Genomic DNA, 15,876 nt, shown 5'->3' with positions numbered 1-15,876 from the left:
CGCAACGAAAGGAACAGCCGTGACCCACCTCCGCATCAACCCGAGCATCCTCTCCGCGGACTTCGTCAACCTCGAGGCGGAGCTGCAGCGCATCGGGTCCGCCGACGCGGTGCACGTGGACGTGATGGACAACCACTTCGTGCCGAACCTGACGCTCGGCCTCCCCGTGGTCCGGCGCATCCGGGAGGTCAGCCCGCTGCCGCTCGACGTGCACCTCATGATCGAGGACGCGGACCGCTGGGCGCCGCAGTACGCCGAGGCGGGGGCGGCGTCCGTCACCTTCCACGCGGAAGCGGCCACCGCCCCGGTGAAGCTGGCCCGGGAACTGCGGGACGCGGGAGCGAAAGCCGGCATGGCACTCCGCCCGGCCACGCCGGTGGAGCCCTACCTCGATCTCCTCGGCGAGCTGGACATGCTGCTCGTGATGACCGTGGAACCGGGCTTCGGCGGGCAGTCGTTCCTGGACCTCACCCTGCCGAAGATCCGCCGGGCGGCGAAGGCCATCCGCGGCGCGGACCTGCCGCTGGTCATCCAGGTCGACGGCGGGATCACGGAGGACACCATCCTCCGTGCCGCCGAGGCGGGCGCGACGGTCTTCGTGGCCGGTTCCTCCGTCTACGGGGCGGACGACGCCGCCGCCGCCATCTCCGCCCTGCGCACGGCAGCGTCCCGGAAGCACTGAGCACGCCCCGACCGGGCGGCCGGCCGCGCTAGGGAACGGCGGGCGGGTCGGTCACGGCGATCCGGACGGACAGCGCCGATGCGGCGGCCTCCTTGAGGACGGCGAACCGCGGATCCGGCACCGTGAGGAAGGGGACCTGCGGCAGCCCCGCCACGGCCGCGAGGACCGGTTCGCCGAGCGCTGCGGCCGCGAGGGTCCTGTCACCGCCGAGCTGCAGGCAGGACGGCGGGTGCTCGGCGAAGATCGCCGCGGCCCGCGCCGCGGTCTCCTCCACCAGCGCGTCGGCCTGGTTGGCGCGTCGCCGGGCGAAGCGTTGCTGCGACCAGCCGCCGGCCGCGGTGCGGCCCTGCACATACCGGGTGCCCGTCTTGGAGGACAGGACGACCCCCTCACGGGCAGCGCCCACCGAGTACCCGCCCCGCCGCAGGAGCAGCAGCCCCACCGTGGCGGTGGCGTCGATCCCCGACAGGAGGGCGGCGACGTGGTCGCCGCGCTCCGCCGGTCCGGACGCCGGCCCGGCCGGGCCGGCCGGAGGGAGGGCCGGGGGGAGTGGTGGGGTCAGGACGGCGCGGCAGCCGTTCGCGGCGGTGACCTCCAGGGACCCGTCCGGCCGCTCGGCGGGCTGCACGGTAAAGGTGCCGTTGCGCTGCCCGAACCGGGTGAGCCAGCCGTCGAGGCGCCGGGCCTCGACGAGCACGGACCTGGTCGGCGACACGGTGCTCCTTCAGGGGTGCGGGTGCTGCGGCGGTGGGTGCGGCGACGGGCCGCCGGCGCCTGCTGCGTCAGTGGCCCACAGTAACGTTGACACCGTGAATGATCTATTCAGCGCGGCGGCCGACGACGACGAGCAGGACGACGCGCCCGCTGCCGGCAGCCGCGCAGCGGGCATCGGCAGGCCGCGCAGCCCCCTGGCCGTGCGCATGCGGCCGCGCTCCCTGGACGAGGTGGTCGGCCAGCAGCACCTGCTGGGCCGGGGGTCGCCCCTGCGGACCCTCGCCGGCGAGCACGACCCCGGAGCGCACGCCGCGCCGTCATCCGTGATCCTCTGGGGCCCGCCGGGCACCGGCAAGACGACCCTCGCCCACGTGATCGCGCGCGGCCAGGGGCGGAAGTTCGTCGAACTGTCCGCCATCACCGCGGGCGTCAAGGACGTGCGGCGCGTCATGGACGAAGCCCTGACCTCGCGCGACCTGTACCGGCAGACCACGGTGCTGTTCCTGGACGAGATCCACCGCTTCAACAAGGCCCAGCAGGACGCCCTGCTGCCCGGCGTGGAGAACGGATGGGTCGTGCTGATCGCCGCCACCACGGAGAACCCGTCGTTCTCCGTGGTCTCGCCGCTGCTGTCGCGCTCGCTGCTGCAGACCCTCAGGCCGCTCGACGAAGCGGATATCCGGGGCCTCCTCGAGCGGGCCGTCGGCGACGAGCGGGGCCTCGCCGGCACCGTCCAGCTGTCCCCGGACGCGCTCGAGCATCTCGTGCGGCTCGCCGCAGGGGATGCCCGGCGCGGCCTGACCGCGCTGGAGGCCGCCGCCGGCGTCGCACGGTCCGAGCAGGACACGCACGACGCGCAGGACGCGTACGGGACGGGTCCGGGCGCAGGCAGCGCCGGTACCGACGGCGAGGATGACGGCGAGGACGACGACGAGGACGAGGGCAGCCGGCAGGCGCTGCCGGTGCTGGTCACCCTCGCCCACGCGGAGAAGGCCGTGGACGTCGCGGCGCTGCGCTACGACCGCGCCGGGGACCAGCACTACGACGTCGCGAGCGCGTTCATCAAGTCGCTCCGCGGGTCGGACGTCGACGCGGCCCTGCACTACGTCGCCCGGATGCTCGAGGCCGGTGAGGACCCGCGGTTCATCGCGCGGCGGCTCATGATCTCCGCCTCGGAGGACGTCGGCATGGCCGACCCGACGGCCCTGCAGACCGCCGTCGCCGCCGCCCAGGCGGTCCAGCTCGTGGGCATGCCCGAGGCGCGCATCATCCTCGCCGAGGCCGTGGTGCACATCGCCACCGCGCCGAAGTCCAATGCCGCGTACAACGGCATCAACGCGGCCATCGCGGACGTGCGGGCAGGGCGCGGCCAGGGCATCCCCGCCCACCTGCGGGACGCCCACTACCCCGGCGCATCGCAGCTCGGACACGGGAAGGGCTACGTGTACTCGCACGACGAGCCCCACGGCATCGCCCTGCAGCAGTATGCACCCGACGACCTCGTGGGGCGGGACTACTACGTGCCGTCGGACCGGGGCACGGAACGGGACATCTCCGCGCGCCTGTCCCGGCTGCGCCGCATCATCCGCGGGAAGTAGCCGGGCCCCACGCGCCCGGCCGTGCAGGACGCCGCGTCCCGGCGGCATCCGCCCGGCCTCCCGCTCCGGCGCGGGGCGACGAGGGGTGCCGATTCGGCCGGCCGGCCCGTGCACTGCTAATATTGGTCGCTGACTGGCAAGTCGCCGTGTACCAGCCATCCTCCCGTGTCCTGCAGCAGGTCTCCTGCTGCGCCGCTCGGGCTGACGGCCAGGGTCGCGGCGGACTGTAGTACCGGGAAGCGGCCAATCCCGGCTCTCCGCAAGAGGAGGCCAGCGACACCAGAAGTGCGGACGCCCCCGTGGCGCAGGTCCGTTCCTTCGCCGCAAAAACATCGAAAGGTAGACGTGGCTAACAACACACGTGCCCGCCGGAAGGTCCGCATCTCGCGTGCCCTCGGCATCGCCCTCACCCCGAAGGCCGAGAAGTACCTCGAGCGTCGGCCGTACGCGCCGGGCCAGCACGGCCGCGCGCGTCGCAAGCAGGACAGCGACTACGCCGTACGTCTGCGCGAGAAGCAGCGTCTGCGCGCCCAGTACGGTATCCGCGAAGCACAGATGACCCGTGTCTTCGAGGAAGCCCGCCGCACCGCAGGTCTGACCGGTGAGAACCTGATCGAACTGCTCGAGATGCGTCTCGACGCCCTCGTGCTGCGTGCAGGCTTCGCCCGCACCATCGCCCAGGCCCGCCAGCTCGTCGTCCACCGCCACATCATGGTCGACGGCGCCCGCGTGGACCGCCCGTCGTTCCGCGTGGCCGAAGGCCAGCTCATCCACGTCCACAGCCGCAGCGAGACCATGGTCCCGCTGCAGGTTGCTGCCGCTGGTGCGCACCGCGACGTCCTTCCCGCCGTTCCCGGCTACCTGGACGTGCAGCTCGACAAGCTCCAGGCGCGCCTCGTGCGTCGCCCGAAGCGCTCCGAGGTCCCCGTGACCTGCGAAGAGCAGCTCGTCGTCGAGTACTACGCACGCTAGTCGCCCCGCCCGTCCGGAGCGATCCGCCGGGAGAGCAGCACGAAGAGCCCGTGGCACCCGCCACGGGCTCTTCGTTCTGTAAGGTACTAGGAGCAAGATTCCGATGCCCGCCCTTCGAAGGCGGCCCCTGCGTAAAGGAGACCGCCCATGTCAGGTGGAGATATTGCCGGCCTGATAGCTGCTGGCGTGTTCGCCGTCCTGGTCCTGCTGCTGGCCGTGCCCATCTGGAAGCTCGGTCGCGTGTTCGACGAGCTGCGCAAGGCCATCCGCACCGTCACCGACGAGACCACCCCGCTGATCGGGGAGGTCACGAGCACCGTGAGCACCACGCACCAGCAGCTGAAGGCGGTCGACGGCATAACCTCGAACGTGTCGGACGCCTCGGCCAACATCTCCGCCCTGTCGTCGCTGGTCGCCGCGACGATCGGCGCACCGCTCATCAAGGTGTCCGCGTTCTCGTACGGCGTTCGCACGGCCCTCGCCGGCCGTACGTCCCCCGCACGCCGCCGCCGCAGCCGCTAGCCCCCAACGAACCGGAGAGAACGATGATCAGAAGAGTGTTCTGGCTTGCCGCCGGCGTCACGATCGGCGTCGTCGCCGTCCGCAAGGTGTCCCAGGCGAAGTCCACCCTCGGCCCCGAGGGCCTGAACCGCGCGGTCGGCCAGATCAGCGACAGCATCGCCGATTTCGCCGACGCCCTCCGGTCCGCCATGAGCGAGCGTGAGAACGACCTCCGCGCGGCGCTCGGCGTCGAAGCCCCCGCGGCCCCCGCCACACCGGACGCCCCCGGCGACGCCGCTCCCGCGTCCCGCCGCTCCCTCCGCTAGGTACGGCACGGGCCTGCTCCCGCAGTGCCTCCCGGTGCCTCCCGGACCCTTCCGGCGCCGGAAGGCACCGAGCCGTCCCCTGCCACGGGCGACGCCGCCCCGAGCCCGCCGGCCCCACGCCGCATCGCGACCCGCCCCCTCACCGAAGGATTGACCCATGAAGTCCCACGAGATCGCCAGCCGCTGGCTGAGCTACTTCGAGAAGAACGGGCACACGGTCGTGCCCTCGGCGTCGCTGATCTCCTCCGACCCGTCGCTGCTGTTCACCGTCGCCGGGATGGTGCCGTTCATCCCGTACCTGACCGCGCGCGAGGTCGCCCCCTACGCCCGGGCCACGAGCGTCCAGAAGTGCATCCGCACCGGTGACATCGAGGAGGTCGGCAAGACCGCCCGCCACGGGACGTTCTTCCAGATGTGCGGCAACTTCTCGTTCGGGGACTACTTCAAGGCCGAGGCCATCCGCCTGGCATGGACCCTGCTCACCAGCGACGTGTCCGAGGGCGGCTTCGGCCTGCCGGCGGAGCGGCTCTGGATCACCGTCTACCACGAGGACGAGGAAGCGCTGGAGATCTGGCGCGACAGCATCGGCGTGCCCGCCGAGCGCATCCAGAAGATGGGCAAGAAGGACAACTACTGGTCCACGGGCCAGCCCGGCCCTGCCGGCCCCTGCTCCGAGATCTTCTACGACCGCGGCCCCGCCTACGGCGTCGACGGCGGCCCGGAGGCGGACGACACCCGCTACGTGGAGATCTGGAACCTCGTCTTCATGCAGTACCAGCGCGGCGAAGGCACCGGCAAGGACGACTTCCAGATCCTCGGGGAACTGCCCAAGAAGAACATCGACACGGGCCTCGGGCTCGAGCGCCTCGCGATGATCCTCCAGGGCGTCGAGAACATGTACGAGACGGACCAGGTCCGCCCCGTGCTCGACCGGGCCGCAGCGCTCAGCGGGAAGACCTACACGAGCGCCGAGTCGCCCGAGGACCCGCACCACACGGACGACGTCCGGATGCGCGTGGTCGCCGACCACATCCGCTCCTCCCTGATGCTCATCGCCGACGGCGTGACGCCCTCGAACGAGGGCCGCGGCTACGTGCTGCGCCGCCTCATCCGCCGGGCCGTCCGTGCGATGCGCCTGCTCGGCGTGGAGAAGGCCTGCCTGCCGGAGCTCCTGCCGGCGTCGCGCGATGCCATGAAGGGTGTCTACCCGGAGGTCGAGAAGGACTTCGAACGGATCAGCCGCATCGCCTACGCCGAGGAGAAGGCGTTCCTGCGCACCATCGCCTCGGGCACCGCACGGCTCGAGGAAGCGGTCCGCGAGTCGCTGGCCGAGGAGCGCCCGCTGTCCGGGCAGGACGCCTTCACCCTGCACGACACCTACGGCTTCCCGATCGACCTGACCCTCGAGATGGCGGAGGAGGCGGGCTTGGCGGTCGACGCGGAGGGCTTCCGGTCCCTCATGCTCGAACAGCGCCAGCGTGCCCAGGCGGACGCCCGGGGCAAGAAGGCCGGCCACGCCGATCTCTCGGTCTTCACCGAGCTCCTCGGCCGCGGACAGACCGTGTTCACCGGCTACGACGAGCTCACCTCCGAGGCGACCATCATCGGCGTGCTGACGAAGGGCCAGTCGATCCCCAGCGCCCTCCAGGGCGACGAGATCGAGATCGTGCTCGACCAGACCCCGTTCTACGCGGAGGCGGGCGGCCAGGCGGCCGACGTCGGGCTCATCACGGGCGACGGCTTCGTGATCGAGGTCCTCGACGTGCAGCGGCCGATCAAGGGGCTCAGCGTCCACCGGGCCGTCGTCCGTGAGGGCGAGGTGGCACAGGGTGCCCGGGTGATCGCCGCCGTCGACCGCCAGCGCCGGCACGCGGGGGAGCAGGCCCACTCCGGCACGCACATCGTCCACGCCGCCCTCCACGAGATCCTCGGCCCGGAGGCCCTCCAGCGCGGGTCCTTCAACAAGGCCGGGTACCTGCGCTTCGACTTCTCCTGGGGCGAAGGCATCAGCGCCGCCGCACGGTCGGAGATCGAGGAGGTCTCCAACATCGCGATCCGCAACAACTACGAGGTCGAGACGAAGATCATGTCCCTCGCCGACGCGAAGGCGCTCGGGGCGACCGCCCTCTTCGGCGAGGCGTACGGCGACACCGTCCGCGTGGTCGAGATGAACGCCGAGTTCTCGCGGGAACTCTGCGGCGGCACGCACGTGGCATCGACGTCGCTCATCGGAAGCCTCACGCTGCTGGGCGAGCAGTCCGTCGGGTCGGGCAACCGGCGCGTGGAGGCCCTCGTGGGCCTGGACGCCTTCCGTCACCTGGCCGCCGAGCGGGCACTCGTCTCGGAGCTCTCCGACATGCTGAAGGTGCCGTCCGCGCAGCTCCCCGAGCGGCTCTCGGCGACCCTGGCCAGGCTCAAGACCGCCGAGCGGGAGCTCGAGAAGCTCCGCAAGGAACAGCTCGCCGCCGCCGCCGGTTCGCTGGTCGACACCGCTGTGGACGTCGACGGCGTGCGCCTCATCGCGCACGACGCCGGCGAGGTGAGCGGCGCGGACGACCTGCGGACGCTCGTGCTCGATCTGCGCGGCCGGCTCGGCTCGGATGCTGCAGTCGTCGCCGCGACGGCCGTCTCCCAGGACCGCCCGCTCGTGCTCGTCGCGACCAACGAGGCCGCCCGCGGCGCCGGCGTGAAGGCCGGCGCGCTGGTGCGCACCGCCGCGAAGATCCTCGGTGGCGGCGGCGGTGGCAAGGACGACGTCGCGCAGGGCGGCGGGTCGGACGCTTCACGGATCCCCGAGGCGCTGTCCGCCATCCGCACCGCCGTGGCGGAACGCTGACGGCCCCGGTGGCGGGCGACGGCGGGGGAGCGGGGACCGGCATGGACGCCCCCGCCCCCTACCCGCGGGGGCCGAAGCTCGGCGTCGACGTCGGGCAGGTCCGCGTGGGACTGGCCGGCTGCGACCGGGACGGGCTCCTCGCCACGCCCATCCGCACGCTCAAGCGCGATGCGCGCAAGAACAGCGACGTACGGATCCTGGTGCGCGAGGCCGTCGAACGCGGCGCTGTGCAGATCGTCGTCGGGCTCCCCCGGAACCTCAGCGGCAGGGAGGGCGCGTCGGCGGAGATGGCGCGGACCTATGCCGCGCTGGTCGTCGGGGAACTCCAGCGACAGGCCCTGCCGGTACCGGTACGCTTGGTGGACGAGCGGCTGAGCACCGTCTCGGCCCACCGCTCGCTGCACGCGGCTGGTCTGAGCAGCCGCGAGCATCGTAAGGTTGTTGACCAGGTGGCAGCTGTCGAAATTCTCCAGCATGCCATCGACACGCAACGTTCACTCGGACGGGACGTGGGGGATCCGGTTCCTGTGCGTGACGCAGAGGGCGCCCAGGGCCCATTGCTGACCCCTACAGAGGAGCCGGTTATCAAGGACAGTTCACCCAGCAGGAGGAATCCGGAGTCGTGAATAACCGTACCCGCCATTCCCCTTCGTCCCATGAATCCGACGAGCAGCGCGCCGCCTACGACGACGGCTACGCCCACCCCGCACCCGTCGAGCAGTTCTTCGCGGACCAGGAGGCACCCCGCCGCGGCCGCCGGCCCCAGTCGGCGAAGGCCAAGAAGCGCAGGCGCCTGAGGCGCACCGTCGTCATGCTCGTGGTCCTCCTGCTCTTCGCGGGCACCGTCTACGGCGTGGCACTCATGCTGCGGGACATGCTCGGCCTGAACGACGTCACCGACTACGCCGGCCCGGGCGGCGAGGAGACCGTCTTCTCCGTCACCGAGGGCGCCGGAGCACTCGCCATCGGCACCGGGCTCGAGAGCGCGGACATCGTCGCCGATTCCGAGACCTTCGTCGAGGCCCTCGCGGCCATCGCGGACGGCCGCGAGGTCCAGCCGGGCGAGTACGAGATGCGCCTGCAGATGCCCGCCGCCGACGCCGCGGAAGCGCTCCTCGGCGACGACCCCTCGCTCGTCTCCTACGCGGCCGTGGCCCGCGACCTCCGCCAGGGCGAGGTCTTCGACATCCTCAGCACCTCCACCGGCATCCCGCGGGCCGAGTTCGACGCCCTCGCCGCCGCACCCACCCAGTTCGGCCTCCCGCCGCAGGCCCTCTCGCTCGAGGGCTACCTGCACCCGGGGGAGTACCGCTTCGACGTCGACGCGAGCGCCACCGACATCATCACGGAGATGGTCAAGGCCACCACGGACCGCCTCGCGGACGACGGCGTGACCGACCCGGCCGAGCAGTACCGGATCCTGACCATCGCGAGCATCGTGCAGGCCGAGGCCCAGCAGGGCGACTACGCCACGGTGGCAGGCGCCATCAACAACCGGCTCACGCCGGGCAACACCGAGACCAGCGGCTTCATCCAGTCCGACGCGACCGTCACCTACGGTCTCGGCAAGCGCAGCTACCAGATCACGGACGAGGAGAAGCAGGACACCTCCAACCCGTACAACACCTACGCGAACCCGGGACTGCCGAAGGGCCCCATCGGGTCTCCCGGCGACGACGCCATCGACGCGACGGTCAATCCCGCGGACGTGCCGTTCTACTTCTGGGTGACGGTGGACCTCGACACCGGCGAGACCAAGTTCTCCGAGACGTACGCGGAGCACCTGCGCTACGTGGACGAGTACCTGGCGTGGTGCACGGACCATCCCGGTCGGTGCGACTAGGTGGGCCGGTAGGTGGTCGCCCCCGCGGCGCCCGCCCGGGCCGCCGTGATCGGGTCGCCGATCGGGCACTCGAAGTCGCCCCAGCTGCATGCGGCCGCCTACCGGGCGCTCGGCATCGAGTGCCCGTACACGGCGATCGACGTCGCTGAGGCGGGCCTCGACGCCTTCGTCGCCGGCGTGCGCTCCACGACCGGCTGGCGCGGCCTGTCCGTCACCATGCCCCTCAAGGCCGCCATGGCGCGGCTCGTCGACGCCACGACGGAGCCGGCCGCTGTCCTCGGGGTCGTCAACACGGTCGTCGTCGACCACGCGGGCGGACCCGCCCGGCTGACCGGGCACAACACCGACGTCGCCGGGGTGGCCAACGCCCTGGCCGCCGCCGGCGTGCGGCGACCCCGGGGGCCGGTCGTCCTCGGGGGCGGGGGCACCGCCGCGGCGGCCGTCGCCGGCCTCGCCCGGCTCGGAGCACCCGCGGTCCGCGTGGCGGTCCGGCGGCCCGACGCGGCGGCCGACCTCCTGCGCATCGGCACAGCCCTCGGCATCGACGTCGTCCTCCTGCCCTGGCCGGACGCCGCGGAGGCCGTGCGCGCGGCCGACGTCGTCATCTCCACGCTGCCGCCCCGCGCGGCCGACCCCCTGGCCGTGGACCTCGCGGCCGACGCCTGTTTCCGGACGCAGGGGACGCTGCTCGACGTGGCCTACGACCCCTGGCCCAGCACCCTCGCCGATGCCTGGCAGCACGCCGGCGGGACGATCGTCCCGGGCCTGGACATGCTGCTCCACCAGGCCGTGGAGCAGGTGCGCCTGTTCTTCCCCGACGTGCCACAGGACCGGGGCGCCGTCCTCGAGGTGATGTGTGACGCAGTGGGGGCCGTGCGGCGCTGATCCACGCGCCACCGCATGGCAGTATGGAAACCATGTTGCGTTGGTTGACGGCAGGAGAATCACACGGCCCCGCCGTGGTCGGGATCATCGAGGGGATGCCCGCGGGGGTGGCCGTCACGAGCGCCGACGTGCAGGAGGCCCTCGCCCGTCGCCGCCTCGGCTACGGGCGCGGCGCCCGGATGAAGTTCGAACAGGACGAGGTCCGCATCCTCGGCGGCGTCCGCCACGGGATCACGCAGGGCGGGCCCGTGGCCATCGAGGTCTCGAACACCGAATGGCCCAAGTGGGAGAAGATCATGTCGGCCGACCCCGTCGAGGGCGACGACGCGGCCGAACTCGCCACCTCCGCCCGCAATGCGCCCCTCACCCGGCCCCGCCCCGGGCACGCCGACTTCACCGGCATGCAGAAGTACGGCTTCGACGAGGCCCGTCCCGTCCTCGAGCGGGCCAGCGCCCGGGAGACCGCCACCCGGGTGGCGCTCGGCACCGTCGCCGCGCAGTTCCTCGCGGGCCTCGGCATCCGCCTCGTCAGCCACACCGTGTCCATCGGCTCCGTCTCGGTCCCCGAGGACGCACCCCTGCCCGTGCCGAGCGATGTGATCGCCCTCGACACGGACCCGCTGCGCTGCTTCCACCGGGACACGTCCGACGCCATGGTGGCCGAGGTCGACGCCGCCCACAAGGAGGGCGAGACGCTCGGCGGCGTGGTCGAGGTGGTCGCGTACGGGCTCCCGCCGGGACTCGGCAGTTACGTCCACTGGGACCGGAGGCTCGATTCCCGCCTGGCCGCCGCCCTGATGGGCATCCAGGCCATCAAGGGGGTGGAGGTCGGCGACGGTTTCCAGACGGCGGCCCGCCGCGGCACCGCGGCGCACGACGAGATCATCCGGAACGACGACGGCAAGATCGTGCGCCTGTCCAACCGCGCCGGAGGCATCGAGGGCGGCATGAGCATCGGTGACGCGCTGCGCGTGCGCGCCGCGATGAAGCCCATCGCGACCGTGCCCCGCGCGCTGCGCACCGTCGACGTCAGCACCGGAGCGGCAGCGCGCGCCCACCACCAGCGCTCGGACGTGTGCGCGGTGCCCGCCGCCGGCGTCGTCGCCGAGGCCATGACGGCACTCGTCCTGGCCGAGGCCGTCACCGAGAAGTTCGGCGGCGACTCCCTGGCCGAGACGGCCCGCAACCTGCGCAGCTACCTCGAGAACATCCCGGAGTTCCTGGACTCCGCCGGAGTCTGATGCGGGGGAACCGCCCGGTGGTCCTCGTGGGGCCCATGGCCGTGGGCAAGTCCGCCGTCGGCCGGATGCTCGCACGGCGGACGGACGCGCGCTTCGTCGACACGGACCGGGTGATCGTCGAGCGGCACGGCAGCATCCCCGGCATCTTCGCCCGCGGCGGAGAACAGGCGTTCCGCCGGCTCGAGGCGGAGGTCGTGGGCGAGGCGCTGACGGGCGACGGCGTCGTGGTCTCCCTCGGCGGCGGGGCCGTGCTCAACCCCGGGACACGGGAACTCCTCGCCGACGCGGTCGTCGTGTTCCTCGACACGGACCTGGCGACCGTCCTCCCGCGCATCAGCGGGGACGTCGGGCGCCCCCTCCTCGCCGGCCGGCCCGCCGAACGGTGGCAGGAACTGTACGACGCGCGGCGGCCCGTGTACGCGGCGGTGGCGACCGCCGTCGTCGACACCCGCGGCCTGAGCGTCGGCGCCGCCACCGATGCCGTGCTCCGCGCCCTGGCGGACCACGACACCCCCAGCGACACCCCCAGCGACACCCCCAGCGACACCCCCAACGACACCCTGGACGACGAGAGCGGGACGACCCCTAATGGCCACTGACGAACCAACCATCATCCCGGTGACCGGCAGTGCCGGCGAGGGCGGCTACGACGTCGTCGTGGGCCGCGGACTGCTCGGCCGGCTCCCCGGCATCCTCGGCGAACGGGTGCGCCGCGTACTCGTCATCCATCCGCGGGCCCTCCGCACCACCGGTGACACGGTGCGCGCCGAACTCGCCGACGCGGGCTTCACGGCCGTGACGGCGGAGATCCCCGACGCCGAGGAGGGCAAGCACATCCAGGTGGCGGCCTTCTGCTGGCAGGTGCTCGGCCAGAACGACTTCACCCGCTCCGACGCCGTCGTGACCGTCGGCGGCGGCGCCGTGACGGACCTCGGTGGCTTCGTCGCAGCGACGTGGCTCCGCGGCGTGCGTGTGGTCCACCTGCCCACGAGCCTCCTGGCCATGGTCGACGCAGCGGTGGGCGGCAAGACGGGCATCAACACGGCCGAGGGCAAGAACCTCGTGGGGTCCTTCCACCCGCCCGCAGCCGTCCTCGCGGATCTCGACGCGCTGGCGACGCTCCCGGCGAACGAGCTCGTCACGGGGCTCGCCGAGGTGGTGAAGTGCGGCTTCATCGCGGACCCGGCCATCCTCGACATCATCGAGCAGGACACGACGGCGGCCACGGATGCCACCTCGCCCGTGCTGCGGGACCTCGTGGAGCGCGCCATCCGGGTGAAGGCCGGGATCGTCTCGGAGGACCTGCGCGAGGCGGGCCGCCGTGAGTACCTCAACTACGGCCACACGCTCGGGCACGCGATCGAGCTCGCCGAGCGCTACTCCTGGCGGCACGGCGCGGCCGTGTCGGTGGGTCTCGTGTTCGCCGCCGAGCTCTCCCGGATGGTCGGGCGCCTGAGCGACGCGGACGCCGACCGCCACCGGACCATCCTGGCGTCGCTCGGCCTGCCCGTCACCTACCGGCGCGACCGGTGGGCCGCGCTCCTCGACGGCATGCGCCGCGACAAGAAGTCCCGGGGCGATCTGCTGCGCTTCGTCGTCCTCGACGGCATCGGCCGCCCCGGCATGCTCGAGGTCCCGGACACCTCGCTCCTGTTCGCCGCCTACCAGGAGATCGCCTCCTGACCCGTCGACAGGGTGGGCGGGCGGGGCCCAGCCGGTCGCCGCGACGCACAGGGTAGACTGGTCTCTGGACTTTTGGCGCGCCTCCGCGCGCCCGCCGAGCCCCGGCCGGCCCATCCATCAGCGACATCGACGAAAGTGAATCTGTGGCGACCACGAACGACATCAAGAACGGCACTGTGCTGAAGCTCGAGGGCAACCTCTGGAACGTCCTCGAGTTCCAGCACGTCAAGCCCGGCAAGGGTGGAGCCTTCGTCCGCACCAAGCTTCGCAACATCCTCTCCGGCAAGGTGGTCGACAAGACCTTCAACGCGGGTCTGAAGATCGAGACGGCCACGGTGGACCGTCGCGACTACCAGTACCTGTACAAGGACGGCGAGGACTTCGTCTTCATGGACACCACGGACTACGACCAGATCACGGTGCCCGGCAAGACCGTCGGCAATGCGGCGAACTTCATGCTCGAGAGCCAGATGGCCACCATCGCGATGCACGAGGGCTCCCCCCTCTACGTCGAGCTGCCCGCCTCCGTGACGCTCGAGATCACCTACACCGAGCCCGGTCTCCAGGGCGATCGTTCGACCGGCGGCACGAAGCCCGCCACGGTCGAGACCGGCCACGAGATCCAGGTCCCGCTGTTCCTCGGCACCGGCACCAAGGTCAAGGTCGACACCCGGACGGGCGAGTACCTGGGACGCGTCAACGAGTGAGTGCACGCAGCAAGGCCCGACGCCGGGCCCTCGACATCCTCTTCGAATCCGCGCAGCGGGACATGGCGGCCCTCGAGGTCATCCGGGCACGCCGCGAGAAGACCGACATGGTCATCGCGGACTACACGGTGGACATCGTGGAAGGCGTCCTGGAGCACCAGGAACAGATCGACGAATACCTGAGCACCTACTCGCAGGGCTGGACCCTGGACCGCATGCCCGTGGTCGACCTGATGCTCCTGCGCATCGGCTCCTGGGAGCTGCTCTACAACGACGACGTCCCGGACGGGGTCGCCGTCAGCGAGGCCGTCGAGCTCGCGAAGATGCTCTCCACCGACGAGTCGCCGAAGTTCGTCAACGGACTCCTCGGGCGCCTGCAGCAGCTCAAGCCGACCCTGCTCGCCTGACCTGACCCCGGAAGCTCCCGTGGACCGCCGCCGGCGGACCGCGGGAGCTTCTCGCGTTCCCGGACGGCCTCGCACCCGCCCGCTGCGCACCCGGCACGGGTGCGGACGCCTGACGACCGCTGCGACCGCTGCGCGCGACGGGCGGTCAGCGGGCCGCGGAGGCCACCTGGAAGATCCGCGCGCGGCGCTGCGTCGCCTCCTCCAGCAGGGCGCGCTCCTGCGCCGCGTAATCGGCGTCGTGCCGTCCGCCCAGCAGTCGCTGCCGGGTGAACGCGATGCGCGCGCCCGTGCGGATGAACTCGCGCATGTCGGGCTTGGCGCCCACCGACGCCGCCCAGGCCAGGGCCTGTGACCGGCCCGGACGCGTGGCGAGCATGTGCACCTCCTCAGGCGTGAACCAGCCCGCGCGGGCGTAGTCGCCGAGCCGTGCCTCCGTCAGGCGTCGCTCCGAGCGGCGGAGGAGGACGACGGACACCACGGCGGCGATGAACAGCGGCACCTGCACCACCAGGTAGAAGAGCAGGAAGTCGTTGAACAGGACGAGGGTGCCGCCGTTCCACAGCATGTGGCCGGCCATCGCGGGGATGAGTCCGAGGACGAACGCGCCGAGGATCCGGGCGTTCCCGCCGCCGCGGCTCAGCGCGTAGCCGAGGACGAAACCGAGGAGCGAGGTGAACATGACGTGCGCGAAGGGGGAGAACAGGCCCCGGAGGATGAAGACCCCCACGAGGGCGCCGGCGGTGCTCGACTCCATCACGGCCGAGCCGAAGTACAGGATGTTCTCCGTGAAGGCGAACCCTGCGGCGACAGTGCCGGCGTAGACGATGCCGTCCACGGGACCGTCGAAGTGGCTCCGGCGGGTGTAGACGAGGACCAGCACTCCCAGGCCCTTGGCGAACTCCTCGACCAGCGGTGCCTGCAGGACGGGCCCGATCACCTCCGGGGAGGTGGTGGTGAGGGCGTTGCCCAGCAGGTCCACCACGTAGGTGCCGAGCAGCAGCGTGACGACCACGGAGGTCCCAGCGCCCCAGAGGAACGCGAAGAGCAGGGCGCCCCGCGGTTCGGGGTCCCACCGGTCGATCCAGTGGAGGCCGAGCAGGCAGATACCGAGGGGGACGAGGGCGAGGATCCCGCACAGCAGGAACGCCGACGGGCCGAGCGACAGGGAGAGCAGGAGCAGTACGCCCGCCACCACGAGGGCCGCGACGATCACGAGGACGACGTTGAGCGCACCCCGCCGTCGCGGCGGCGGCTGGTTCCAGACGGGGAGCAACGGCCCGGCCGTCCGGGTGGGTGCGGGGTGGTGGTGGCGCAGCGTCGTCGTACCCCACCAGCCTTGGTGCTGGTGGGGCTGGGAGCGGTCCTCGAGTCGCTGTCCGTAGCCCTGTGAGCTGTTCCACTGCGGGCCGCCTGGACCCGCGCCGGGGTTGTTCATAGCCATGAGGCAACCCTAGGGGCAAGCGGCGCTGTGGTAGTTTTGA

General features: G+C 71.8%; 16 protein-coding genes. 14 read left to right on the top strand and 2 right to left on the bottom strand.

The window, feature by feature from the left end:
- Positions 1–19 precede the first annotated feature (19 nt).
- Positions 20–682 (top strand): ribulose-phosphate 3-epimerase, encoded by a 663-nt coding sequence (rpe, locus tag QFZ50_RS07575; protein ID WP_307083134.1) that lies wholly within the window; start codon positions 20–22, stop codon positions 680–682.
- Between the two features lie 28 nt (positions 683–710).
- On the opposite strand, the gene QFZ50_RS07570 is transcribed toward rpe, so the two are convergent.
- A complete protein-coding gene (locus QFZ50_RS07570; RefSeq protein ID WP_307083133.1) occupies positions 711–1,397 on the bottom strand; it encodes an acVLRF1 family peptidyl-tRNA hydrolase in 687 nt (228 codons plus the stop codon).
- 94 nt (positions 1,398–1,491) lie between these two features.
- Here QFZ50_RS07570 and QFZ50_RS07565 point away from each other — a divergent pair, with 94 nt between their 5' ends.
- The 13 genes from QFZ50_RS07565 to nusB all read left to right on the top strand — a co-directional run bounded on the left by QFZ50_RS07565 (position 1,492) and on the right by nusB (position 14,395).
- Positions 1,492–2,994: a replication-associated recombination protein A gene (locus QFZ50_RS07565; protein WP_307083132.1), complete on the top strand. Its 1,503-nt coding sequence runs from the start codon at positions 1,492–1,494 to the stop codon at positions 2,992–2,994.
- 345 nt (positions 2,995–3,339) lie between these two features.
- Positions 3,340–3,966, top strand: a complete 627-nt coding sequence (rpsD, locus tag QFZ50_RS07560) for a 30S ribosomal protein S4 (protein WP_307083131.1) — start codon at positions 3,340–3,342, stop codon at positions 3,964–3,966.
- Positions 3,967–4,113: 147 nt separating this feature from the next.
- Positions 4,114–4,488 (top strand): DUF948 domain-containing protein, encoded by a 375-nt coding sequence (locus QFZ50_RS07555; RefSeq protein ID WP_307083130.1) that lies wholly within the window; start codon positions 4,114–4,116, stop codon positions 4,486–4,488.
- Between the two features lie 23 nt (positions 4,489–4,511).
- The gene (locus QFZ50_RS07550) at positions 4,512–4,793 is read left to right on the top strand and encodes a hypothetical protein (RefSeq protein ID WP_307083129.1); all 282 of its coding nucleotides are present in this window, start codon (positions 4,512–4,514) and stop codon (positions 4,791–4,793) included.
- A 157-nt stretch (positions 4,794–4,950) separates the two neighbouring features.
- Positions 4,951–7,629 carry an alanine--tRNA ligase gene (alaS, locus tag QFZ50_RS07545; RefSeq protein ID WP_307083128.1) on the top strand — a complete coding sequence of 893 codons (2,679 nt, stop codon included), beginning with the start codon at positions 4,951–4,953 and terminating at the stop codon, positions 7,627–7,629.
- 41 nt (positions 7,630–7,670) lie between these two features.
- Positions 7,671–8,255: a Holliday junction resolvase RuvX gene (gene ruvX / locus QFZ50_RS07540; protein ID WP_307083127.1), complete on the top strand. Its 585-nt coding sequence runs from the start codon at positions 7,671–7,673 to the stop codon at positions 8,253–8,255.
- Positions 8,252–9,472, top strand: a complete 1,221-nt coding sequence (gene mltG / locus QFZ50_RS07535) for an endolytic transglycosylase MltG (protein WP_307083126.1) — start codon at positions 8,252–8,254, stop codon at positions 9,470–9,472. Before ruvX ends, mltG begins: the two co-directional genes overlap by 4 nt.
- Before the next feature lie 12 nt (positions 9,473–9,484).
- Positions 9,485–10,357 (top strand): shikimate dehydrogenase, encoded by an 873-nt coding sequence (locus QFZ50_RS07530; RefSeq protein WP_307083125.1) that lies wholly within the window; start codon positions 9,485–9,487, stop codon positions 10,355–10,357.
- Positions 10,358–10,389: 32 nt separating this feature from the next.
- The gene (aroC, locus tag QFZ50_RS07525) at positions 10,390–11,598 is read left to right on the top strand and encodes a chorismate synthase (protein WP_307083124.1); all 1,209 of its coding nucleotides are present in this window, start codon (positions 10,390–10,392) and stop codon (positions 11,596–11,598) included.
- Complete coding sequence (locus tag QFZ50_RS07520; RefSeq protein ID WP_307083123.1) at positions 11,598–12,197, top strand: shikimate kinase; 600 nt, start codon at positions 11,598–11,600, stop codon at positions 12,195–12,197. The genes aroC and QFZ50_RS07520 overlap by 1 nt, the downstream gene beginning before the upstream one ends.
- A complete protein-coding gene (aroB, locus tag QFZ50_RS07515; protein WP_307083122.1) occupies positions 12,187–13,281 on the top strand; it encodes a 3-dehydroquinate synthase in 1,095 nt (364 codons plus the stop codon). Before QFZ50_RS07520 ends, aroB begins: the two co-directional genes overlap by 11 nt.
- Before the next feature lie 143 nt (positions 13,282–13,424).
- Positions 13,425–13,988 carry an elongation factor P gene (gene efp, locus QFZ50_RS07510; RefSeq protein WP_104050627.1) on the top strand — a complete coding sequence of 188 codons (564 nt, stop codon included), beginning with the start codon at positions 13,425–13,427 and terminating at the stop codon, positions 13,986–13,988.
- The gene (gene nusB / locus QFZ50_RS07505; RefSeq protein ID WP_307083121.1) at positions 13,985–14,395 is read left to right on the top strand and encodes a transcription antitermination factor NusB; all 411 of its coding nucleotides are present in this window, start codon (positions 13,985–13,987) and stop codon (positions 14,393–14,395) included. Before efp ends, nusB begins: the two co-directional genes overlap by 4 nt.
- 145 nt (positions 14,396–14,540) lie before the next feature.
- Here nusB and QFZ50_RS07500 read toward each other — a convergent pair whose 3' ends face one another.
- The gene (locus QFZ50_RS07500; RefSeq protein ID WP_307083120.1) at positions 14,541–15,836 is read right to left on the bottom strand and encodes a PrsW family intramembrane metalloprotease; all 1,296 of its coding nucleotides are present in this window, start codon (positions 15,834–15,836) and stop codon (positions 14,541–14,543) included.
- Between the last annotated feature and the right edge of the window lie 40 nt (positions 15,837–15,876).

Origin of the sequence: Arthrobacter agilis (genome assembly GCF_030816075.1) — a bacterium.
In the GTDB taxonomy this organism is placed as follows: Bacteria; Actinomycetota; Actinomycetes; order Actinomycetales; family Micrococcaceae; genus Arthrobacter_D; species Arthrobacter_D agilis_E.
Note: the sequence above shows the minus strand (reverse complement) of the source record. Positions and strands in the feature narration are given on the sequence as shown.

Excerpts from the sequence above, each read along its gene's own strand:
- QFZ50_RS07555 (WP_307083130.1), top strand. The coding sequence starts at position 4,114 with ATGTCAGGTGGAGATATTGCCGGCCTGATAGCTGCTGGCGTGTTCGCC.
- aroC (WP_307083124.1), top strand. The coding sequence starts at position 10,390 with ATGTTGCGTTGGTTGACGGCAGGAGAATCACACGGCCCCGCCGTGGTC.
- QFZ50_RS07500 (WP_307083120.1), bottom strand. The coding sequence starts at position 15,836 with ATGGCTATGAACAACCCCGGCGCGGGTCCAGGCGGCCCGCAGTGGAAC.
- ruvX (WP_307083127.1), top strand. The coding sequence starts at position 7,671 with ATGGACGCCCCCGCCCCCTACCCGCGGGGGCCGAAGCTCGGCGTCGAC.
- QFZ50_RS07520 (WP_307083123.1), top strand. The coding sequence starts at position 11,598 with ATGCGGGGGAACCGCCCGGTGGTCCTCGTGGGGCCCATGGCCGTGGGC.
- QFZ50_RS07550 (WP_307083129.1), top strand. The coding sequence starts at position 4,512 with ATGATCAGAAGAGTGTTCTGGCTTGCCGCCGGCGTCACGATCGGCGTC.
- aroB (WP_307083122.1), top strand. The coding sequence starts at position 12,187 with ATGGCCACTGACGAACCAACCATCATCCCGGTGACCGGCAGTGCCGGC.
- alaS (WP_307083128.1), top strand. The coding sequence starts at position 4,951 with ATGAAGTCCCACGAGATCGCCAGCCGCTGGCTGAGCTACTTCGAGAAG.